The following is a 22,805-nucleotide window of genomic DNA, read 5'->3' on the forward strand; positions in this document are numbered from 1 at the left end:
CTTCTCTTTCGACCGCAAGCGCGGCGGCGCATCGATGCGCGGGTGGAAAAACTGGGCATTATCCGTTGCGAAGACGGGCTTGCCAACCTTAGCAGGCAGGATGTGGATGTGTGGTGACAATTCGTCAGCCATCGCAGGCAAGCCAGCTCCCACAAGAGCGATGCAATTTCCCTGTGGGAGCTGGCTTGCCAGCGATAGCAATCGATCAATCAATACAAGTCGACGGGGTCGACATCCAGCGACCAGCGCACCGCCCTGCCGCTTGGCATCTGTTCCAGCACCAGCAGCCAGCTCGCCAGCAATCGGTGCAGCGGCGCCCGGGCCGTGGCCTGCAACAGCAGCTGCGCGCGGAAGCGCCCGGCGCGGCGCTCCATTGGCGCTGGCACCGGTCCCAGCAGTTCGATCCCGCTCAGGTTCTGTTCGGCCAGCAAACGCTCGGCCTCGCTGCACGCTTCATCAAGAAAGCCTTCGGCCTGCCCCGGCTTGTGCGCTTCGGCGCGCAGCAGGGCGAGGTGGGCGAACGGCGGCAGGCCGGCGGCGCGGCGTTCGCTCAGGGCCTGCTCGGCGAAGGCGAAGTAACCCTGCTCGGTCAGTTGCACCAATAAAGGATGGTCGGCCAGATGCGTCTGGATGATCACCTTGCCCGGCTCTTCCGCCCGCCCGGCGCGTCCGGCGACCTGCACGATCAGTTGTGCCATGCGCTCGCTGGCGCGAAAGTCGCCGGAGAACAGTCCGCCGTCGGCATCAAGGATTGACACCAGCGTCACCCGAGGAAAGTGGTGACCCTTGGCCAACATCTGGGTGCCGACCAGAATGCACGGCTGGCCTTTCTGGATGGTGGCGAACAACTGGTTCATCGCGTCCTTGCGCGAGGTGCTGTCCCGGTCGACGCGCAGCACCGGATAGTCCGGGAACAGAATCGCCAGCCGTTCTTCGGCGCGCTCGGTGCCGGCGCCCACCGGCCGCAGATCGACCTTGTTGCACTTCGGGCATTGGCGCGGCACTCGCTCGACGTAACCGCAATGGTGGCAGCGCAATTCGCCATAGCGCTGATGCACGGTCATCCGCGCATCACAGCGCTGGCACTCGGACATCCAGCCGCAGTCGTGGCACAGCAAGGTCGGGGCAAACCCGCGGCGGTTGAGGAACACCAATACCTGCTGGCCGGCGGCGAGGGTCTGGCCGATGGCTTGTTGCATCGGTCCGGAAATACCACTGTCCAGCGGGCGACTTTTTACATCCAGGCGCAGGAATCGTGGCGGCTTGGCACCGCCAGCGCGTTCGTTCATTCGCAGCAGTCCGTAGCGACCGGTGTAGGCGTTGTGCAGGCTTTCCAGCGATGGCGTGGCGGAACCGAGCACGATCGGGATGTTTTCCTGGCGCGCCCGTACCAGCGCCAGATCCCGCGCGTGGTAGCGCAGGCCTTCCTGCTGTTTATAGGAACCGTCGTGTTCTTCGTCGATGATGATCAGCCCCGGATTCTTCATCGGGGTGAACAGCGCCGAGCGGGTGCCGATAATAATGTCGGCCTCGCCATCGCGGGCGGCAAGCCAGGCATCCAGACGATCACGATCGTTGACCGCCGAGTGCAGCAGGGCGATGCGCGCGTTGAAACGTTGTTCGAAACGGGCGAGGGTCTGCGGGCCGAGGTTGATCTCCGGTATCAGCACCAGCGCCTGCTTGCCGGCCTCGAGGGTTTCGCGGATCAACTGCAAATAGACTTCGGTCTTGCCGCTGCCGGTTACCCCGGCCAGCAGGAACGCGTGATAACTGTCGAACCCGGCGCGAATCGCTTCATAGGCGGCGCGCTGCTCGCCGTTGAGCGGCAGTTCGGGCTGGGCCAGCCAGTGTTCGTGGCGCGCGCCGGGGGCGTGGCGGCGCACTTCGACCTGCACCAGATCCTTGGCCAGCAGCAGATCGAGGCTGTCCTTGCTCAGCATCAGTTTGCTCAGCAACTGATGGGCGACGCCATGAGGGTGCTGGGCCAGCGTCGCCAGGGCTTCACGCTGGCGCGGGGCGCGGGCGATGCGCGGGTCATCAAGGCTGGCGCCGGGAGCCGCCGACCAGAAACGTTCCTGACGGGCCTCGGCCAGTTCGCCCTGACGCAGCAGCACCGGCAGCGCCCAGCTCAGGGTATCGCCGAGGCTGTGCTGATAATACTGGGCGGTCCACAGGCAAAGCTTGAACAGCGCCGGCGGCAGCGGTGCGGTGGCGTCGAGCAGGGCGAGCGCCGGTTTGAGCTTCTCCAACGGTACTTCGCTGGTGTCAGTGACCTCCACCAGAATCCCGATCATCTCCCGCCGGCCAAACGGCACCCGCAGGCGCATGCCCGGTTGCAACTGCGAACGCAGCACGCCGGCCGGGGCCCGATAGTCGAACAGGCGGCGCAGGGGCGAAGGCAGGGCGAGGCGCAGAATGGCGTCGGGCACGCGGGGGATTCTCGATAGCAACGATAAAAGGGATTGGTATTCAATCTGTGGGAGCGAGGCTGCTCGCGAAAACGGTGCGTCAGGCGGCTGATATGTTGCTGACAGATCGCCTTCGAGAGCAAGCTCGCTCCCACAGGGATCGCGCAATGGGCCGGGAGCCTAGCAGACGGTCGGTCTCAGTGACAGCTTGCGTGATCGGGATTGTCTGGTAGAATCCGCGGCCTAATTACGTGCGGTATTCAACAATCGTGTTGGATGGCGGCACGCCAGCTGAGGAAAAAACCATGAAAGCCGATATCCACCCGAATTACCCAGTAGTTGCAGTAACTTGCAGCTGCGGCAACAAGTTCGAAACCCGTTCGACCTTCGGCAAAGCCCTGGCGGTCGACGTTTGCAACGAGTGCCACCCGTTCTACACCGGTAAGCAGAAGACTCTGGACACCGGTGGTCGCGTTCAGAAGTTCGCCGACCGTTTCGGTGCTTTCGGCGCGAAAAAGGCCTAAGGCCCTTCATTCTGGAAAACCTCAGCGGATTTTCCGGTCTGATGAAAAAGGCGTCCCTTGCGGGCGCCTTTTTTGTGTCCGCGATTTGGCTCTCCGCCGCCCAGGCCTTCTGCCCGGCACCGTCTGGTCTGGACGGTGCCACGGTGCAGCGGGTGGTCGACGGCGACACCCTGCGCCTGAGCGACGGGCGCAATGTGCGGATGATCGGCCTTAATACGCCCGAACTCGGCAAGCAGGGTCGTAGCGACGAGCCGTTTGCAGTGGTTGCGCGCAAGCGTCTCGAAGCGCTGGTCGCCGAGAGCGACGGGCGGGTTGGTCTGCACCTTGGCACCCAGCCCAAAGACCATTACGGCCGAACCCTGGCCCACGTTTTCAGCGCCAAGGGTGAGAACCTCGAAGCGCAAATGCTCGCCGATGGTCTCGGTTTCCAGGTCGCGGTGGCGCCGAATGTCGATCTGATCGATTGCCAGCAAGCTGCCGAGCGCCGTGCGCGACAGGCCGGGCTCGGCCTGTGGAAGCGCTCACCTGTACTGAAAGCAGAGCAGATCGAGCGCTCTGGTTTCGCGCTGGTCAGTGGTCGTGTGAGCAAGGTTCAGCGCAATCGTGGCGGAATCTGGATCGAGTTGCAGGACAAGCTTGTACTGCGCGTTGCACCCAATCTGCTGGATCGCTTCGATGTCGCCGCTCTGCAGGCGTTGAAGGGCAAGCAGATCGAGGCCCGTGGCTGGGTGGTGGACCGTTCCCGGCGCGGTGGGCTGAAATCAGGTCAGGCGCGCTGGCTGTTGCCGTTGACCGATCCTTCGATGCTTCAGCCGTCCCGCTGAATAAAAAGTTGTAGACATTTTTTTTGTCGATTGTGAACAGTCCAGCCCTTGTACGCCGTGGCTCTTGGCCCAAAGTCGTAGGGCAGGGCGCTTGACAGGGGTGACCGGGCAGTCTTGTGGGGACTTTGCGAGGCGCGTATCCTCGCTGACCAGTCTGTCCAACAGTAAAAAGCGGAATGCCAAAATGTCTGATCTGAAAACTGCCGCTCTCGAATATCATGCCAATCCTCGTCCAGGGAAGCTGAGTGTCGAGCTCACCAAGGCCACTGCTACCGCCCGCGACCTGTCGCTGGCCTACAGCCCCGGCGTAGCTGAACCAGTGCGCGAGATCGCCCGCGATCCTGAACTGGCCTACAAGTACACCGGCAAGGGCAACCTGGTTGCAGTCATTTCTGATGGCACCGCGATTCTGGGTCTGGGTAACCTCGGCCCACTGGCTTCCAAGCCAGTCATGGAAGGTAAAGGCGTGCTGTTCAAGCGCTTCGCCGGCATCGACGTCTTCGACATCGAAGTCGACTCCGAAAGCCCGCAAGCCTTCATCGACACCGTAAAACGCATTTCCATCACTTTCGGCGGCATCAACCTGGAAGACATCAAGGCACCCGAGTGCTTTGAGATCGAACGCGCTCTGATCGAGCAGTGCGACATTCCGGTATTCCACGATGACCAGCACGGCACCGCGATCGTGACCGCTGCGGGCATGATCAACGCTCTGGAAATCGCTGGCAAAACCCTGGCCGACGCCAAGATCGTCTGCCTGGGCGCAGGCGCTGCCGCCATCTCCTGCATGAAATTGCTGGTGAGCATGGGCGCCAAGGTCGAGAACATCTTCATGGTTGACCGTACCGGCGTGATCCACGCTGGCCGTGACGACCTGAACCAGTACAAGGCCGTGTTCGCTCATCCTACCGAGAAGCGCACCCTGGACGACGCCATCGAAGGCGCTGACGTATTCGTCGGCCTGTCGGGCCCGAACCTGCTGAGCGCCGAGCAACTCAAGCGCATGGCGGCCAACCCGATCGTCTTCGCTTGCTCCAACCCTGATCCGGAAATCTCCCCGGAACTGGCTCACGCCACCCGTAACGACGTGATCATGGCCACCGGCCGTTCGGACTACCCGAACCAGGTCAACAACGTACTGGGCTTCCCGTTCATCTTCCGTGGTGCTCTGGACGTTCGCGCCAAGCGCATCAACGAAGAAATGAAGATCGCTGCCGCCAACGCCCTGAAGGACCTGGCCAAGCTGCCGGTGCCGAAGGAAGTCTGCGCCGCCTACGGCGTTGATGCGCTGGAGTTCGGCCGTGAGTACATCATTCCGAAGCCGATGGACGCGCGCCTGATCACCGTCGTCTCCGACGCCGTGGCCAAGGCCGCGATCGAGACCGGTGTGGCGACCCTGCCGTATCCGAAGAACTACCCGCTGAAAAGCGTGGATGACGTGTTCAACGGCTAAGTCGTTGTAGCGCATCAACCGAAAGCCCCGGCTCGTGAGAGTCGGGGTTTTTTTGTGCCTGTTGATTTTGGGGTGATCTTAAGGGCCTCTTCGCGGGCAAGCCCGCTCCCACAGGGTTTTGTGGTTACTGCGGGAGCGGGCTTGTCCGCGAAGAGGAGGGCCCGGACCACACAAAATGAACAGGCAATAAAAAGCCCCGCACTTCAATCGAAGGCGGGGCTTTTTAGCGGTTCAGGATCAGAACAGATCGATCGGCGCCTGCTCATCCGCCGGCAGCGGGCTGCCCGGCACGGTGCCATTGCCGATCTCGTTGACCGACGGCGGCGTGTCCTCGGCCTTGAACAGCTCGAAGTACGCACCCGGTGTGCTCGGCGAGGCTGCACGGCCGCTGACCGGATCCACCCGCAGGCTGAGGATGCCTTCCGGCTCTGGCTGGACGTGCGGCGGCTTGTCCTTCAGCGCGGCGCTCATGTAGTTCATCCAGATCGGCAGTGCCACGGTGCCGCCGAACTCCCGGCGACCGAGGCTTTCCGGCTGGTCGAAACCAGTCCACACGGTGGTCACGTAATCGGCGTTGTAACCGGAGAACCACGCATCCTTGGATTCGTTGGTGGTACCGGTTTTGCCCGCGATGTCGCTGCGGCCCATGGCTAGTGCACGACGGCCGGTGCCGAGCTTGATCACGTCCTGCAGCATGCTGTTGAGGATGTAGGTGGTACGGCCATCGACGATGCGCTCGGCGACTGCCGGTGCCTGCGGCACAGCGGCGCTGCCCGGTGTTTCACCCGGAACCGGTGCTGCGTCGACGGTGATCGATTGGGTCGCCGGTGCCGCGATGCCGTCGGTGGCCGCGCCGCCCTGCGGTACGGTCGGCGGGTTGGCGACGAAAAGCGTCTCGCCGTTGCGGCTTTCGATCTTGTCGATGATGTACGGAGTGATCTTGTAACCGCCGTTGGCGAAGGTGCTCCAGCCGGTGGCGATTTCCATCGGCGTCAGGGTCGCGGTGCCCAGTGCCAGCGAAAGGTTTGGCGGCAGGTCCTGCTTGTTGAAGCCGAAGCGGGTGATGTAGTCGATGGTCTTGCCTACGCCCATCGCCTGCAGCAGGCGGATCGAAACCAGGTTGCGCGACTTATAGAGCGCTTCACGCAAACGGATCGGGCCGAGGAACGTGTTGGTGTCGTTCTTCGGACGCCAGACCTTGTCCAGGTATTCGTCGACGAACACGATCGGCGCATCGTTGACCAGGCTGGCGGCGGTGTAGCCGTTATCCAGCGCGGCGCTGTAGACGAACGGCTTGAAGCTCGAGCCCGGCTGACGCTTGGCCTGCATCGCGCGGTTGTAGTTGCTCTGCTCGAAGGCGAAACCGCCGACCAGCGAACGGATCGCGCCGTTCTGCGGATCCAGCGACACCAGCGCGCCTTGTGCCTGGGGGATCTGGCTGAACTTAAGCGAATTGTTCGGCTGGCGTTGCACGCGAATCAGATCGCCGACCTGCGCCACATCCGACGGCTGACGCGGGTTGGCGCCCATGCTGTTGGTATTGAGGAACGGACGGGCCCATTTCATGGTGTCCCACGCTACGTGCTCTTCGCCGGTGCGGGTCAGTACCTGCAGGCCGTTCTTGTCGACCTGGGTGACGATGGCCGGCTCAAGGCTGCTGATGGTGCGTTGCTTGGTCAGTTCGGTGGCCCAGGCTTCGCGGGTCTTGCCCGGCAGGCGCGATTCAGGGCCACGGTAGCCGTGACGCTGATCGTAGGTCATCAGGCCTTCGTGCAGCGCGGTGTTGGCCATTTCCTGGAGGTTGCTCGGCACCGTGGTGGTGACGCGGAAACCTTCGGTGTACGCGTCGCTGCCGTAGCGGCCGACCATTTCCGCACGGGCCATTTCGGCGATATACGGCGCGTTCACTTCCGGGGTCGGCACGTGATAGCTGGCGTTCAGTGGCTCGTTGATCGCGGCGGTGTAGTCGGCTTCGGTGATCTTGCCGAGCTTGTACATGCGGCCAAGGATCCAGTCGCGACGCTCCTTGCTGCGCGCCGGGTTGGCCAGCGGGTTGAAGCGCGACGGGGCTTTCGGCAGGCCGGCGATCATCGCCATCTGCGCCAGGCTGACATCGCGGATCGACTTGCCGTAATACACCTGCGCCGCCGCCTCGATGCCGTAGGCGCGGTTGCCCAGATAGATCTTGTTCACGTACAGCTCGAGGATCTCGTCCTTGGTCAGCTGTCGTTCGATCTGCAGCGCCAGGAGGATTTCAGTGGTCTTGCGCGAGAAGCTGCGTTCGCTGGTCAGGAAAAAGTTTTTCGCCACCTGCATGGTGATGGTGCTGCCGCCGGACTGGATGTGCCCGCTTTTGACCAGTTGGGTCGCGGCGCGCATCAGGCTGCTCGGATCGACGCCGTAGTGATTGGCGAAGTTGTCGTCTTCAGCACTTAGTAACGCATTGATGAAATTGGGGGGAATGTCGGCGAAACGGATCGGTGTACGGCGCATTTCGCCAAATTCTGCGATCAACTTGTTGTCGCTGCTGTAGACCCGGAGCGGAATCTGCAACTGAATGCTTCTCAGCGCCTCCACAGATGGCAAACCCGGACTAAGGTAAAGAAACGCGCCGCTGAGACCTAAAAGCAGTCCGCAGAAAACGGCGACGATGGACCAACCGAAAAATTTCAGCAGACGAATCAAGGCTTTTGGACATCCACGGCAAAGAATGAATTGGGCGACAGGGTTCCGGTTAACACAGAACGACCCGCGCCGGCAGTAAAAAGCGGAAAAAAACGCTGGGCATTATAAGCACTTTTCCGCTGAGGGCGTCATTTGCGCTTCTGTCAAGACGGGGCGAGGGAACGCAATGCGCATTACAGAGTCCGTAACTCACGGATAGTCATAGGGAATTGGTAGTGCTAGGACTCTTCAATAAAAAGGCCAACACGTTACTGGGGATCGACATCAGTTCCACATCGGTGAAGCTGCTGGAGCTGAGTCGTCAGGGGGAGCGCTACCGGGTCGAGGCGTATGCGGTGGAGCCGTTGCCGGCGAGTGCCGTGGTCGAAAAGAACATCGCCGAGCTCGAGGGCGTCGGCCAGGCCCTGTCCCGGGTCCTGGTCAAGGCACGCACCGGGCTGAAAACCGTGGCAGTGGCGGTGGCCGGTTCGGCGGTGATCACCAAGGTCATCGAGATGGACGCCGGGCTGTCCGACGACGAACTGGAAAACCAGCTCAAGATCGAGGCCGATCAATACATTCCCTATCCGCTGGACGAGGTTGCCATCGACTTCGAAGTCCAGGGCGTCTCGCCGCGCAACCCCGAGCGGGTCAACGTGCTGCTGGCCGCCTGTCGCAAGGAAAACGTCGAAGTCCGCGAAGCGGCGCTCGCACTGGCCGGGCTGACTGCGCGGGTGGTGGATGTCGAAGCCTATGCGCTGGAGCGTTCGTTCGGCCTGCTGGCCACGCAACTGGCCGCGTCCCAGGACCGGCTGACGGTGGCCGTGGTCGACATCGGCGCCACCATGACCACCCTCAGCGTCCTGCACAATGGCCGGATCATCTACACCCGCGAACAATTGTTCGGTGGTCGACAACTGACCGAGGAAATCCAGCGCCGTTATGGTCTGACCCTTGAGCAGGCGGGGCTCGCCAAGAAGCAGGGCGGGCTGCCGGACGACTACGTCAGCGAGGTGCTTCAACCGTTTCGCGAGGCGCTGGTGCAGCAGGTGTCGCGTTCCCTGCAGTTCTTTTTCGCCTCCGGCCAGTACAACGCCGTCGACCACATACTGTTGGCCGGCGGCACGGCGTCGGTGCCCGGGCTCGACCGGCTGATCGAAGAGCGCCTGAACACCCCGACCCAGGTTGCCAACCCGTTTTCCGACATGGCCTTGAGCAGCAAGGTCAACGCCGGGGCCCTGGCAAGCGATGCGCCGGCCCTGATGATTGCCTGCGGGCTCGCGCTCAGGAGTTTCGACTGATGGCGCGGATCAACCTTTTACCCTGGCGCGAAGAGCGCCGCGAAGAACGGCGCAAACGCTTCCTGCTGGTCTTGATCGGTGTGGTGGTCGGTTCGGTGGGGGCAGTGCTCATTGCCGATCAGATCATCAGCGCCGCCATCGCCCGGCAGGTGGCGCGCAATGACTACATTGGCAAGCAGATCGAAGTAATCGACGAGCGGATCAAGCAGATCAGCGAGCTCAAGGCCCGTCGTCAGCAACTGGTGGAGCGCATGCGCATCATCCAGGACTTGCAGGGCAACCGGCAGATCAGCGGGCGGATCTTCGATCAGCTGGCGCGCACCTTGCCTGACGGGGTGTATTTCACCGATGTGAAAATGGTCGGCAAGACCCTGTCGATCAGCGGTGCAGCGGAGTCCAACAATCGCGTATCCGACCTGATGCGCAACCTCGACGCGTCCGATTGGTTCGACGCGCCCAACCTCAATGAAGTGAAAGCCACCACCGCCGGCCAAGTGGATCAGGCCAATGTCTTTCAACTGACCGTTCGCCAGACTCGACCCAGGCTCGAGGAGGGCGAGCAATGAAGCCGTCCGAGTGGCTGCAAAGCCTGCGCAATGTCGATTTCAACGACCTGGACACCAGCAACATCGGCTCCTGGCCGCCAGTGGTCAAAACTCTGGCCGGCGGGCTGTTGATGGTGCTGGTCCTGGCGCTTGGCTATAACTTTTACATCAGTGACCTGGAGAACCAGCTCGAGCTCAAGCGTGAGGAGGAGACGACTCTCAAGGAGCAGTTCGCGAGCAAGGCGCGCATGGCGGCTAATCTGGAGCTGTACACCCAACAGATGAAAGAGATGGAAAACTCGTTCGGCGTACTGTTGCGGCAACTGCCCAGTGACACCGAAGTGCCGGGGTTGCTGGAAGACATCACCCGCACCGGGCTGGGCAGCGGTCTTGAGTTCGAGGAGATCAAGCTGCTGCCGGAGGTCACCCAGCAGTTCTACATCGAGCTGCCCATCCAGATCACCGTGACCGGTGCCTATCACGACCTCGCGACTTTCGTCAGCGGCGTGGCCGGTTTGCCACGGATCGTCACCCTGCACGATTTCGAGCTGGCGCCGGCCAATCCCGAAGGCGGACCGAAGTTGCGCATGAGCATCCTCGCCAAGACCTACCGCTATAACGACAAGGGGCTGCAGAAATGAGCCCGGTCCATTTTATCGCCTTGTCGGCATTGGTATTGATGCTCGGTGGTTGTGGCGGCGATGACTTCAGCGACCTCGACGCTTATATGAATGAAGTGCGTCTGCGCCCGCCGGGCAAGATCGAGCCGACCCCGACCTTCCGCTCCTTCCCTACGTTCACCTATAGCGCTGCCAACCTGCGCAGTCCGTTTTCGCGCCAGTTGCGGGTCGACCTGGCCGGGCAGAAACATGGCTCGCGCGACGTAAAACCCGATCCCCACCGGGTCAAGCAATACCTCGAAGGCTTCAACATCGAGCAATTCGAAATGGTCGGCACGATTGCCAACGCCTCAGGTTCCTTCGCCCTGCTGCGTGGGGCGGGTGGCGTCCACAGGCTCAAGGTCGGCGATTATCTGGGCCGCAACGACGGGCGCATCGTCGCCATCAGTGCTTCACAAGTCGATGTGGTGGAAATCGTTCCGGATGGCCAGGGTGCCTGGCTTGAGCGGCCGCGCACCATTCCTTTGAAAGAGCATTCATAAGTGGAAGTCGAACAATGAACAGGATTTTCTCCACCCTCGGTTTTTCGCTATGGATAGCGCTGCTTTCGCCGATGGTACAGGCAGCCAATCTGAAGGCGCTGGACGTCGCGGCACTGCCGGGCGACCGGGTCGAGCTGAAGCTGTCGTTCGACGGCCCGCCCCCGCAACCTAAAGGCTACACCACCGATTCGCCGGCAAGGATCGCCCTCGATCTGCCGGGGGTGGCCAGTCAGCTGACGAGCAAGACTCGCGACCTGGGCAGCGGCAATGCCCGCACGGTCACGGTAGTCGAGGCCAATAACCGGACGCGGCTGATCATCAGCCTGACGCAACTGGCACCTTACGACACCCGGGTCGAAGGCAATACGGTGTTCGTGGTGGTCGGGCAAGGCAGCAAAGTCGCTGCACCGCGTACGGCGGCGCGTGCACCGCGCGCAGCACCTGTGGCCGCGCCAGTCCGCACGTTTACGCCGACTGCCAGAGCCATTCGCGGCGTGGATTTCCAGCGTGGCACGGCGGGCGAGGGCAATGTGGTCATCGATTTGTCCGACCCGGCCATCGCTCCGGACATCCAGGAGCACGACGGCAAGATCATGCTCAATTTCGCCCGTACCCAATTGCCCGAACCGCTGCGGGTACGCCTCGACGTCAAGGATTTCGCCACCCCGGTGCAGTTCGTCAATGCCGGTGTCAGCGGTGATCGGGCGACGATCACCGTCGAACCCAGCGGTACGTTCGAGTATTCCACTTACCAGACCGACAACAAGCTGACCGTCAGCATCCGCCCATTGACCATCGATGACCTGCAAAAGCGCAACGCCGACCGCAACAGCTACAGCGGCGAAAAGCTCTCGCTCAACTTTCAGGACATCGATGTGCGTTCGGTGCTGCAACTGATCGCCGATTTCACCAACCTCAATCTGGTGGCCAGCGATACGGTGCAGGGCGGCATTACCTTGCGCCTGCAGAACGTGCCGTGGGATCAGGCGCTGGATCTGGTGCTCAAGACCAAAGGCCTGGACAAGCGCAAGGTCGGCAACGTGTTGCTGGTGGCGCCCGCAGATGAGATTGCAGCGCGGGAACGGCAGGAACTGGAGTCGCAGAAACAGATCGCTGAGCTGGCGCCGTTGCGCCGCGAGCTGCTGCAAGTGAACTACGCCAAGGCTGCGGACATCGCCAAGCTGTTCCAGTCGGTCACCAGCGCCGAGGCCAAGGTCGACGAACGGGGTTCGATCACCGTCGATGAGCGGACCAACAACATCATTGCCTACCAGACCCAGGATCGCCTCGACGAGCTGCGGCGGATCGTGGCGCAACTGGATATTCCGGTGCGTCAGGTGATGATCGAGGCGCGGATCGTCGAGGCCAACGTCGACTACGACAAGAGCCTGGGCGTGCGCTGGGGCGGCTCGATCCAGAACAAGGGCAACTGGAACACTTCCGGGGTCAGCAACGGCTCTTCGACCACCATTGGCACGCCGGGCAGCACCAGCACCAACTCGCCGTTCGTCGACATGGGTACAGTCAACAACACGTCCGGGATCGGCATCGCATTCATCACCGACAACGTCTTGCTGGACCTTGAGCTGACCGCGATGGAGAAAACCGGCAACGGCGAAATCGTCTCGCAGCCCAAGGTGGTCACCTCCGACAAGGAAACCGCGAAAATCCTCAAGGGCACCGAGATTCCGTATCAGGAAGCCAGCTCCAGCGGCGCTACGTCGGTGTCCTTCAAGGAAGCGTCGCTGTCGCTGGAAGTGACGCCGCAGATCACCCCGGACAACCGCATCATCATGGAGGTGAAGGTCACCAAGGACGAACCGGATTACCTGAACAAAGTGCAGGATGTTCCGCCGATCAAGAAGAACGAGGTCAATGCCAAGGTGCTGGTGAACGACGGCGAGACCATCGTGATCGGGGGCGTTTTCTCAAATACTCAAAGCAAGGTCGTAGATAAGGTGCCATTTCTTGGCGATGTGCCGTATCTTGGCCGCCTTTTCCGGCGTGATGTGGTTTCGGAGAAAAAATCCGAGCTGCTGGTATTTCTCACTCCGCGTATCATGAATAACCAGGCGATTGCTGTGAGTCGTTGATTCTGTGCGAAATTTGATTCTTGTAGGACCGATGGGGGCTGGAAAAAGCACCATCGGCCGATTACTGGCCAAAGAGCTGCGCCTGCCGTTCAAGGATTCCGACAAGGAAATTGAACTGCGCACGGGCGCCAATATCCCGTGGATCTTCGACAAGGAAGGCGAGCCCGGCTTTCGTGATCGTGAGCAGGCGATGATCGCCGAGTTGTGCGCGTTCGACGGCGTGGTGCTGGCGACCGGCGGCGGCGCGGTGATGCGCGATGCCAACCGCAAGGCCCTGCACGAGGGCGGGCGGGTGGTCTACCTGCACGCATCTGTCGAACAGCAGGTCGGCCGCACCTCTCGCGATCGCAACCGGCCGTTGCTGCGCACCGCCAATCCGGAGAAAACCCTGCGCGATCTGCTGGCGATCCGGGATCCGCTCTATCGGGAAATCGCCGATCTGGTGGTGGAAACCGACGAGCGGCCACCGCGCATGGTCGTGCTCGATATTCTCGACCGCCTGGCGCAGCTTCCGCCCCGTTAAAGCATCGCTCGAAATGCGCTATCCTCGGCGTCCTGTCACAGCCCGCCGAGGTTGTGGCGGATGGCGTGCGAGCGGCGTCATACCCGCTACAGGCCGCAGACAACCAATAATTCAGGGCAGGACGCCTGCTTCCATCTTCACTGTGGGGACACATGCAGACACTCAAGGTCGACCTAGGCGAGCGCAGCTACCCGATTCATATTGGCGAAGGATTACTGGACCAGCCTGAATTGCTGGCCCCGCATATCCACGGGCGGCAAGTGGCAATCATCTCCAACGAGACCGTTGCGCCGCTCTATCTCGAGCGTCTGACCCGCAGCCTGGCGCAGTTCTCAGTGATTTCCGTGGTGCTGCCCGACGGCGAAGCCTTCAAGAACTGGGAAACCCTGCAACTGATCTTCGACGGCCTGCTGACCGCCCGTCATGACCGCCGCACCACGGTAATCGCCCTCGGCGGCGGCGTAATCGGCGACATGGCCGGTTTCGCGGCCGCCTGCTACCAGCGTGGCGTCGATTTCATCCAGATTCCTACCACGCTGCTGTCCCAGGTCGATTCGTCGGTGGGCGGCAAGACCGGGATCAACCATCCGCTGGGCAAGAACATGGTCGGCGCGTTCTATCAGCCGAACGTGGTGCTGATCGATACGGCGTCCCTGAAAACCCTGCCCGCGCGCGAGCTGTCTGCAGGCCTGGCGGAAGTCATCAAGTACGGCCTGATCTGCGACGAGCCATTCCTGACCTGGCTCGAAGACAACGTTGACGCCCTGCGCGCGCTGGATCAAACGGCCCTGACCTATGCTATCGAACGCTCCTGCGCCGCCAAGGCTGCGGTGGTCGGTGCCGACGAGAAGGAAACCGGCGTGCGGGCCACCCTCAATCTCGGCCACACCTTTGGCCACGCCATCGAAACCCACATGGGCTATGGTGTCTGGTTGCATGGCGAAGCGGTCGCCGCTGGCACCGTGATGGCACTGGAAATGTCCGCGCGCCTCGGCTGGATCAGCGAGCAGGAGCGTGATCGCGGCATCCGCCTGTTCCAGCGTGCCGGTCTGCCGGTGATCCCGCCGGAAGAGATGACCGAAGCCGATTTTCTTGAACACATGGCAATTGACAAAAAAGTGATCGACGGTCGCTTGCGCCTGGTGCTGCTGCGCCGGATGGGCGAAGCGGTGGTGACCGACGATTATCCGAAAGAGGTTCTACAGGCCACGCTGGGAGCGGATTACCGCGCTCTGGCTCAGCTTAAAGGTTAATAAGATTCCGATGACTAGTTTGCATGCCGACGAGGCGTTCCTCGGCCATTTCCAGTTAAGTCACGACCCTTTCGCGCCGCGGGTTCCGGGCTTCAAATTCTTCCCGGCCCAGCGCAAGCCGGTGCTGGGGCAGCTGCATCATCTGGCGCGTTACAGCCAGTTGCTGCTGGTGGTTACCGGCCCGCAGGGCAGCGGCAAGACCCTGCTGCGTCAGGCGCTGGTCGCCAGCACCAACAAGCAATCGGTGCAGAGCGTTGTCGTTTCCGCCCGTGGCGCAGGCGATGCAGCCGGCGTGCTGCGTCAGATCGCCCAAGCGCTGGACGTGGCGCAGGCCGAGGTCGGGGCGATTCTCGATCAGGTCGTACAGTTGGCGCTGACAGGGCAGGAAGTCTATCTGCTGGTTGACGATGCCGAGCAGCTCGACGAGTCCGCGCTTGAAGCCCTGATGGCGCTGGGCGCCGGCGCTCCGGAAGGCCGCCCGCATGTGTTCCTGTTCGGTGAGTCGTCGCTGATCGCCCAGCTCGAGGCTTTGCACCTTGAGGAAGAGCGCTTCCACGTCATCGAATTGCAGCCGTACACCGAAGAAGAAACCCGCGAGTATCTCGACCAGCGGCTGGAAGGCGCGGGCCGGGGTGTCGAACTTTTCACCGCGGATCAGATCTCTGATATTCACGAAAGCTCCGAGGGTTGGCCGGGCAACATCAACCAGGTCGCTCGCGATGCTCTGATCGAAGTCATGATTGCCAGCCGCTCCGCGGTCAAGCGTCCAAGTATGGGGTTCAACATGCCGAAGAAACACGTATTGGCGATTTCCGCCGTCGTTGTGGTCGCGGTCGCTGCCGCCTGGCTGATGCCGGGTCGCAACAAGGCGCCGACCACCGGTGCGCCGGCCAACGAGCAGGCGCAACTGCCATTGGGCCAGGGCACGCCGCAGGCGGGTGGCGCGCCGTCCGTCGAATTCAACGGCAATACCCAGCCGATGCCACTGCCGCTGGTCGGCAACTCGCAACCGGTGATGCGCGGTCCGTTGGCTGAAGCGGCTGGCGGCATTACCGAAGGCGACGACGGTGTGCCGGTCGAAGGTTCCAGCAACACGCCACCGACCGTGACCACCACTGCGCCACCGGCGGGCGTTCCGGCCGGTCCTGCGCCGACCCCGGTTCCGGTTCCGGCAGCCAAACCGACCCCGGCGCCAACCCAGGTCGCTACCGCCAAGCCTGCGCCAGCTCCTGCCGCTCCAGCGGCCAAACCGGCTCCTGCGCCTGCCAAGCCTGTTGCCGCCGCCAAACCTGCCGAGAAGCCGGTCACCGTCGCCAAGGCAGCCGGTGGCAGCTGGTACGCCGGTCAGCCGACCAGCAACTACGTGGTGCAGATCCTCGGCACCAGCTCCGAAGCGACCGCGCAAAACTTCGTCAAGGAGCAGGGCGGTGAGTACCGTTACTTCAAGAAAGTCCTCAACGGCAAGCCTCTGTACGTGATCACCTACGGCAACTTCGCCAATCGTGATGCAGCCGTTTCTGCCATCAAGGCCTTGCCAGCGAAGGTTCAGGCTGGTAAACCTTGGCCTCGCACTGTCGCCAGCGTCCAACAGGAACTGGCAACAACTCGCTGAAGATTCGGCGGCCTTACCCAGGCCGCCTCTCCAAGCACCTCAAAATTTCTACAAGTGCGCGCTTCCTTTCAGGTCGCGTGCCTTGTGGTGTCTGCGTCACAGTAGTCTTTGAGTCGTTGCGGTCAAAATTAAAAAAGTTTTGACTAGCACAGCAGATCGCTTTAAACCTTTCACAAATGCGACATGAATTTGCGACATTTCGTCGTCAAATTTGTGAGCCTCTGTGTCGCTGTGTACAATGACCACCCTTTTGCCCCCGCAAAGCCGGCGTACGTTCGGCGCGGCAAGCAAGTGGTTGAATTGAAAAGAAATTTGCCTCGACAAGAGGCAGCCTGGTGAGAAAGTGTCTATGAAAGCAGGTCTGTACCAACCAGATGAATTCAAGGATAACTGCGGTTTCGGCCTGATAGCCCATATGCAGGGCGAACCCAGTCATACCCTTTTGCAAACGGCCATCGAGGCCCTGACCTGCATGACCCACCGCGGTGGGATTAATGCCGACGGCAAGACCGGTGACGGTTGCGGTCTGCTGATTCAAAAGCCCGACGTGTTCCTGCGTGCCATTGCCCAGGAAACCTTCAGCGTCGAGCTGCCCAAGCAATATGCCGTGGGCATGGTCTTCTTCAATCAGGATCCGGCCAAGGCCGAAGCCGCTCGCGAGAACATGAACCGCGAGATCCTGGCCGAAGGCCTGCAACTGATCGGCTGGCGCAAAGTGCCGATCGACACCAGCGTCCTCGGCCGCCTGGCCCTTGAGCGCCTGCCGCAGATCGAGCAGGTGTACATCGGTGGCGAAGGCCTGAGCGATCAGGACATGGCGGTCAAGCTGTTCAGCGCCCGTCGTCGTTCGTCCGTGGCCAACGCCGCCGACACCGACCACTACATCTGCAGCTTTTCCCACAAGACCATCATCTATAAAGGCCTGATGATGCCGGCCGACCTGGCCGCGTTCTATCCGGACCTGGGTGACCAGCGCCTGCAAACCGCAATCTGCGTGTTCCACCAGCGCTTCTCCACCAACACCCTGCCGAAATGGCCGCTGGCCCAGCCATTCCGCTTCCTCGCCCACAACGGCGAGATCAACACCATCACCGGCAACCGCAACTGGGCCCAGGCCCGCCGCACCAAGTTCACCAACGATCTGATGGATCTGGAAGAACTCGGCCCGCTGGTCAACCGTGTCGGTTCCGACTCCTCGAGCATGGACAACATGCTCGAACTGATGGTCACTGGCGGCATCGACCTGTTCCGTGGCGTGCGGATGATCATCCCGCCAGCGTGGCAGAACGTCGAAACCATGGATCCGGACCTGCGTGCGTTCTACGAGTACAACTCGATGCACATGGAGCCGTGGGACGGCCCGGCCGGCGTGGTAATGACCGACGGTCGCTACGCGGTGTGCCTGCTCGACCGTAACGGTCTGCGCCCGGCGCGCTGGGTCACCACCACCAACGGTTTCATCACTCTCGCGTCGGAAATCGGCGTGTGGGACTACAAGCCTGAAGACGTGATTGCCAAAGGCCGTGTCGGCCCGGGCCAGATCTTCGCCGTGGACACCGAAACCGGGCAGATCCTCGACACCGACGCGATCGACAACCGTCTGAAATCCCGTCATCCATACAAGCAATGGCTGCGCAAGAATGCCCTGCGCATTCAGGCGACCATGGAAGACAACGATCACGGTTCGGCTTTCTACGACGTCGATCAACTCAAGCAATACATGAAGATGTATCAGGTCACGTTTGAAGAACGCGATCAGGTACTGCGTCCGCTTGGCGAACAAGGCTATGAAGCCGTTGGTTCGATGGGCGACGACACGCCGATGGCCGTGCTGTCCCAGCGCGTGCGCACGCCGTACGACTATTTCCGCCAGCAGTTTGCGCAGGTGACCAACCCGCCGATCGACCCGCTGCGTGAAGCGATCGTGATGTCGCTGGAAATCTGCCTCGGTGCCGAGCGCAACATCTTCCAGGAATCGCCGGAACACGCCTCGCGCGTGATCCTCAGCTCGCCGGTCATTTCCCCGGCCAAGTGGCGCTCGCTGATGAACCTCGACCGCCCGGGTTTCGAGCGGCAGATCATCGACCTCAACTACGACGAAAGCGTCGGTCTCGAAGCGGCGATCCGCAACGTCGCCGATCAGGCTGAAGAAGCCGTGCGTGCCGGTCGTACCCAGATCGTCCTGAGCGACCGCCATATCGCGCCGGGCAAACTGCCGATCCACGCCTCGCTGGCCACCGGCGCGGTGCACCATCGCCTGACCGAAAAAGGCCTGCGCTGCGACTCCAACATCCTGGTTGAAACCGCCACTGCACGCGATCCGCACCACTTCGCCGTACTGATCGGTTTCGGCGCCTCGGCGGTCTATCCGTTCCTGGCGTACGAAGTGCTGGGCGACCTGATCCGGACCGGTGAAGTGCTGGGCGACCTCTACGAGGTGTTCAAGAACTACCGTAAGGGCATCACCAAGGGTCTGTTGAAGATCCTGTCGAAGATGGGCATCTCGACCATCGCGTCGTATCGCGGTGCTCAGCTGTTCGAAGCCATCGGCCTGTCCGAGGAAGTCTGCGAGCTGAGCTTCCGTGGCGTGCCGAGCCGTATCAAGGGTGCGCGTTTCGTCGACATCGAAGCCGAGCAGAAAGCTCTGGCCACCGAAGCCTGGAGTCCACGCAAGCCGATCCAGCAGGGCGGTCTGCTGAAGTTCGTCCACGGTGGCGAATACCACGCCTACAACCCGGACGTGGTCAACACCCTGCAAGCCGCTGTGCAACAGGGCGACTACGCCAAATTCAAGGAATACACCTCGCTGGTGGACAACCGCCCGGTGTCGATGATCCGCGACCTGTTCAAGGTCAAGACCCTCGACAAACCACTGGACATCAGCGAAGTCGAGCCGCTGGAATCGGTGCTCAAGCGCTTCGACTCCGCCGGCATCTCGCTGGGCGCCCTGTCGCCGGAAGCTCACGAAGCCCTGGCCGAAGCCATGAACCGCCTCGGTGCGCGTTCCAACTCCGGCGAAGGCGGCGAAGACCCGGCGCGCTACGGCACCATCAAGAGCTCGAAAATCAAACAGGTCGCGACCGGCCGTTTCGGGGTGACCCCGGAATACCTGGTCAACGCCGAAGTGCTGCAGATCAAGGTTGCCCAGGGCGCCAAGCCGGGTGAAGGCGGGCAACTGCCGGGCGGTAAAGTGAACGGGCTGATCGCCAAGCTGCGTTACGCAGTGCCGGGCGTGACCCTGATTTCGCCACCGCCGCACCACGACATCTATTCGATCGAAGATTTGTCGCAGCTGATCTTTGACCTGAAACAGGTCAACCCGAATGCGCTGGTCTCGGTGAAACTGGTGGCTGAAGCGGGCGTCGGCACCATCGCCGCCGGTGTGGCCAAGGCCTATGCGGACTTGATCACCATCTCCGGCTACGACGGCGGCACCGGTGCCTCGCCGCTGACTTCGATCAAATACGCCGGTGCGCCGTGGGAACTCGGCCTTGCCGAAACCCACCAGACCCTGCGCGGCAACGACCTGCGCGGCAAGGTCCGGGTCCAGACCGACGGCGGCCTGAAAACCGGTCTCGACGTGATCAAGGCAGCGATTCTCGGCGCCGAGAGCTTTGGCTTCGGCACCGCGCCGATGATCGCGCTGGGCTGCAAATACCTGCGTATCTGCCACCTGAACAACTGCGCCACCGGCGTCGCCACCCAGAACGAGAAGTTGCGCAAGGATCACTACATCGGCACCGTCGACATGGTGGTGAACTTCTTCACCTACGTCGCCGAAGAAACCCGTGAGTGGCTGGCCAAGCTGGGCGTGCGTTCCCTCGAGGAGCTGATCGGCCGTACCGATCTGCTGGAAGTCCTCGAAGGCCAGACCGCCAAGCAGCATCACCTGGATCTGACCCCGCTGCTGGGCAGCGATCACATCCCGGCGGACAAGCCTCAGTTCTGCGGCGTCGAGCGCAACCCGCCATTCGACCAGGGCCTGCTGGCCGAGAAAATGGTCGAGATGGCGACATCGGCGATCAACGACCTCAGCGGCGCCGAGTTCGATCTGGACATCTGCAACTGCGATCGTTCGATCGGCGCACGGATCTCCGGCGAAATCGCGCGCAAGCACGGCAATCAGGGCATGGCGAAAGCGCCGATCACCTTCCGCTTCAAGGGCACTGCGGGTCAGAGCTTCGGCGTGTGGAACGCCGGCGGTCTGAACATGTACCTGGAAGGCGACGCCAACGACTACGTCGGCAAAGGCATGACCGGTGGCAAGCTGACCATCGTGCCGCCGAAAGGCAGCGCCTATAAGACTCAGGAAAGCGCCATCATCGGCAACACCTGCCTGTACGGCGCCACCGGCGGCAAGCTGTTCGCCGCCGGCACCGCAGGCGAGCGTTTCGCCGTGCGCAACTCCGGTGCCCACACGGTTGTGGAAGGCACCGGCGATCACTGCTGCGAGTACATGACCGGTGGTTTTGTCTGCGTTCTGGGCAAGACCGGTTACAACTTCGGCTCTGGCATGACCGGTGGTTTCGCCTACGTGCTCGACCAGGACAACACCTTCGTTGACCGGGTCAACCACGAACTGGTGGAAATCCAGCGGATCAGCGGCGAGGCGATGGAAGCCTATCGCAGCCACCTGCAGAACGTGCTGAACGAGTACGTCGCGGAAACCGACAGCGAGTGGGGTCGTGAACTCGCCGAGAACCTCGATGACTACTTGCGTCGTTTCTGGCTGGTCAAGCCGAAGGCTGCCAACCTGAAGTCGTTGCTTTCCAGCACCCGTGCCAACCCGCAGTGATATGCGCCTGAAGAGTTTGATGAGGTTTTAACAATGGCTGAACGTCTGAATAACGACTTCCAGTTCATCGATGTCGGGCGCAAGGATCCGAAGAAGAAACTGTTGCGTCAACGCAAGAAAGAGTTCGTGGAAATCTACGAACCGTTCAAACCCCAGCAGTCGGCCGATCAGGCCCACCGCTGCCTGGGTTGCGGCAACCCGTATTGCGAATGGAAGTGCCCGGTGCACAACTTCATTCCGAACTGGCTGAAGCTGGTGGCCGAGGGCAACATCCTCCAGGCCGCCGAGCTGTCGCACCAGACCAACACCCTGCCGGAAGTCTGCGGCCGGGTGTGCCCGCAGGATCGTCTGTGCGAGGGTGCGTGCACCCTTAACGACGGCTTCGGTGCGGTGACCATCGGTTCGGTCGAGAAGTACATCACCGACACCGCGTTCGCCATGGGCTGGCGCCCGGACATGTCCAAGGTCAAACCGACCGGCAAGCGTGTCGCGATCATCGGCGCGGGCCCGGCGGGTCTGGGTTGTGCCGACGTGCTGGTGCGCGGCGGCGTGACTCCGGTGGTGTTCGACAAGAACCCGGAAATCGGCGGTCTGCTGACCTTCGGCATCCCCGAGTTCAAGCTCGAGAAGACCGTGCTGAGCAATCGCCGCGAAGTCTTCACCGGCATGGGCATCGAATTCCGCCTCAACACCGAGGTCGGCAAGGACGTGACCATGGAGCAGCTGCTCGCCGAATACGATGCCGTGTTCATGGGCATGGGTACCTACACCTACATGAAGGGCGGTTTTGCCGGTGAAGATCTGCCAGGCGTGTATGACGCGCTGGACTTCCTGATCGCCAACGTCAACCGCAACCTGGGCTTTGAAAAGTCGCCGGAAGATTTTGTCGACATGAAAGGCAAGAAGGTCGTGGTGCTGGGCGGCGGCGACACGGCGATGGACTGCAACCGCACGTCGATCCGCCAGGGCGCCAAGTCGGTGACCTGCGCCTATCGTCGTGACGAAGCGAACATGCCCGGCTCGCGCAAAGAGGTGAAGAACGCCAAGGAAGAAGGCGTGAAATTCCTCTACAACCGCCAGCCGATCGCCATCGTTGGCGAGGACAAGGTCGAAGGCGTGAAAGTGGTCGAGACCCGTCTCGGCGAACCGGACGCCCGTGGCCGTCGCAGCCCCGAGCCGATTCCGGGCTCCGAAGAGATCATCCCGGCCGACGCCGTGGTCATCGCTTTCGGTTTCCGCCCGAGCCCGGCGCCATGGTTCGAGCAGTTCGAGATCCAGACCGACAGCCAGGGTCGCGTCGTTGCGCCCGAGCAAGGTCAGTACAAGCACCAGACCAGCAACCCGAAAATCTTCGCCGGTGGCGACATGGTGCGCGGGTCCGACCTGGTGGTGACGGCAATCTTCGAAGGCCGTAATGCGGCGGAAGGGATCCTGGATTACCTGGGCGTCTAAACCCGGATCCTGAAACAAAAGCAATAACTCTGTGGGAGCGAGCTTGCTCGCGAAAGCGGCCTGTCAGTCAACTTCAATGTTGGATGTACAGGCCTATTCGCGAGCAAGCTCGCTTGTATGCTGGTACTTGAAGGGAGGAGGAGGGACAAGGCTCGATTCTGACTGTTGGCGCAGTACAGATCCGTGGGAGATTTCG

The 22,805-nt window shown here is 61.8% G+C and carries 15 protein-coding genes; 13 read left to right on the forward strand and 2 right to left on the reverse strand.

Annotated elements, in window-relative coordinates:
* Positions 1–209: 209 nt before the first annotated feature.
* On the reverse strand, positions 210–2,429 hold the full coding sequence (locus tag CAF79_RS13145) for a primosomal protein N' (protein WP_085698110.1): 2,220 nt from the start codon (positions 2,427–2,429) through the stop codon (positions 210–212).
* Between the two features lie 284 nt (positions 2,430–2,713).
* Between CAF79_RS13145 and rpmE the strand changes: the two genes are divergently transcribed.
* The 3 genes from rpmE (at position 2,714) to CAF79_RS13160 (ending at position 5,209) form a co-directional block, all read left to right on the forward strand.
* On the forward strand, positions 2,714–2,932 hold the full coding sequence (gene rpmE, locus CAF79_RS13150) for a 50S ribosomal protein L31 (protein WP_085698111.1): 219 nt from the start codon (positions 2,714–2,716) through the stop codon (positions 2,930–2,932).
* A gap of 41 nt (positions 2,933–2,973) precedes the next feature.
* Positions 2,974–3,756 carry a thermonuclease family protein gene (locus CAF79_RS13155; protein WP_085698112.1) on the forward strand — a complete coding sequence of 261 codons (783 nt, stop codon included), beginning with the start codon at positions 2,974–2,976 and terminating at the stop codon, positions 3,754–3,756.
* Between the two features lie 184 nt (positions 3,757–3,940).
* Positions 3,941–5,209, forward strand: a complete 1,269-nt coding sequence (locus CAF79_RS13160) for a malic enzyme-like NAD(P)-binding protein (protein ID WP_085698113.1) — start codon at positions 3,941–3,943, stop codon at positions 5,207–5,209.
* Between the two features lie 237 nt (positions 5,210–5,446).
* On the opposite strand, the gene CAF79_RS13165 is transcribed toward CAF79_RS13160, so the two are convergent.
* A complete protein-coding gene (locus tag CAF79_RS13165; protein ID WP_371917925.1) occupies positions 5,447–7,891 on the reverse strand; it encodes a penicillin-binding protein 1A in 2,445 nt (814 codons plus the stop codon).
* 218 nt (positions 7,892–8,109) lie between these two features.
* Here CAF79_RS13165 and CAF79_RS13170 point away from each other — a divergent pair, with 218 nt between their 5' ends.
* The 10 genes from CAF79_RS13170 (at position 8,110) to CAF79_RS13220 (ending at position 22,609) form a co-directional block, all read left to right on the forward strand.
* Positions 8,110–9,174, forward strand: coding sequence for a pilus assembly protein PilM (locus tag CAF79_RS13170; RefSeq protein ID WP_007952389.1), 1,065 nt, complete (start codon positions 8,110–8,112; stop codon positions 9,172–9,174).
* Positions 9,174–9,740 carry a PilN domain-containing protein gene (locus CAF79_RS13175; protein ID WP_085698115.1) on the forward strand — a complete coding sequence of 189 codons (567 nt, stop codon included), beginning with the start codon at positions 9,174–9,176 and terminating at the stop codon, positions 9,738–9,740. Before CAF79_RS13170 ends, CAF79_RS13175 begins: the two co-directional genes overlap by 1 nt.
* Complete coding sequence (pilO, locus tag CAF79_RS13180) at positions 9,737–10,360, forward strand: type 4a pilus biogenesis protein PilO (RefSeq protein WP_085698116.1); 624 nt, start codon at positions 9,737–9,739, stop codon at positions 10,358–10,360. The genes CAF79_RS13175 and pilO overlap by 4 nt, the downstream gene beginning before the upstream one ends.
* Positions 10,357–10,881 carry a pilus assembly protein PilP gene (locus CAF79_RS13185; protein WP_085698117.1) on the forward strand — a complete coding sequence of 175 codons (525 nt, stop codon included), beginning with the start codon at positions 10,357–10,359 and terminating at the stop codon, positions 10,879–10,881. Before pilO ends, CAF79_RS13185 begins: the two co-directional genes overlap by 4 nt.
* Before the next feature lie 14 nt (positions 10,882–10,895).
* Positions 10,896–12,974, forward strand: a complete 2,079-nt coding sequence (gene pilQ / locus CAF79_RS13190; RefSeq protein ID WP_085698118.1) for a type IV pilus secretin PilQ — start codon at positions 10,896–10,898, stop codon at positions 12,972–12,974.
* Between the two features lie 4 nt (positions 12,975–12,978).
* Entirely contained in the window at positions 12,979–13,497 is a 519-nt protein-coding gene (aroK, locus tag CAF79_RS13195; protein WP_011332081.1) for a shikimate kinase AroK, read from the forward strand.
* Between the two features lie 152 nt (positions 13,498–13,649).
* Positions 13,650–14,750: a 3-dehydroquinate synthase gene (aroB, locus tag CAF79_RS13200; protein WP_085698119.1), complete on the forward strand. Its 1,101-nt coding sequence runs from the start codon at positions 13,650–13,652 to the stop codon at positions 14,748–14,750.
* 10 nt (positions 14,751–14,760) lie between these two features.
* Positions 14,761–16,362 (forward strand): AAA family ATPase, encoded by a 1,602-nt coding sequence (locus CAF79_RS13205; protein ID WP_085698120.1) that lies wholly within the window; start codon positions 14,761–14,763, stop codon positions 16,360–16,362.
* 349 nt (positions 16,363–16,711) lie between these two features.
* Positions 16,712–21,157, forward strand: coding sequence for a glutamate synthase large subunit (gene gltB, locus CAF79_RS13215; RefSeq protein WP_085698121.1), 4,446 nt, complete (start codon positions 16,712–16,714; stop codon positions 21,155–21,157).
* 33 nt (positions 21,158–21,190) lie between these two features.
* On the forward strand, positions 21,191–22,609 hold the full coding sequence (locus tag CAF79_RS13220; protein WP_007909438.1) for an FAD-dependent oxidoreductase: 1,419 nt from the start codon (positions 21,191–21,193) through the stop codon (positions 22,607–22,609).
* The last annotated feature ends 196 nt before the right edge of the window (positions 22,610–22,805 follow it).

The organism is Pseudomonas sp. B26(2017) (assembly GCF_002113045.1).
Taxonomy (GTDB): domain Bacteria; phylum Pseudomonadota; class Gammaproteobacteria; order Pseudomonadales; family Pseudomonadaceae; genus Aquipseudomonas.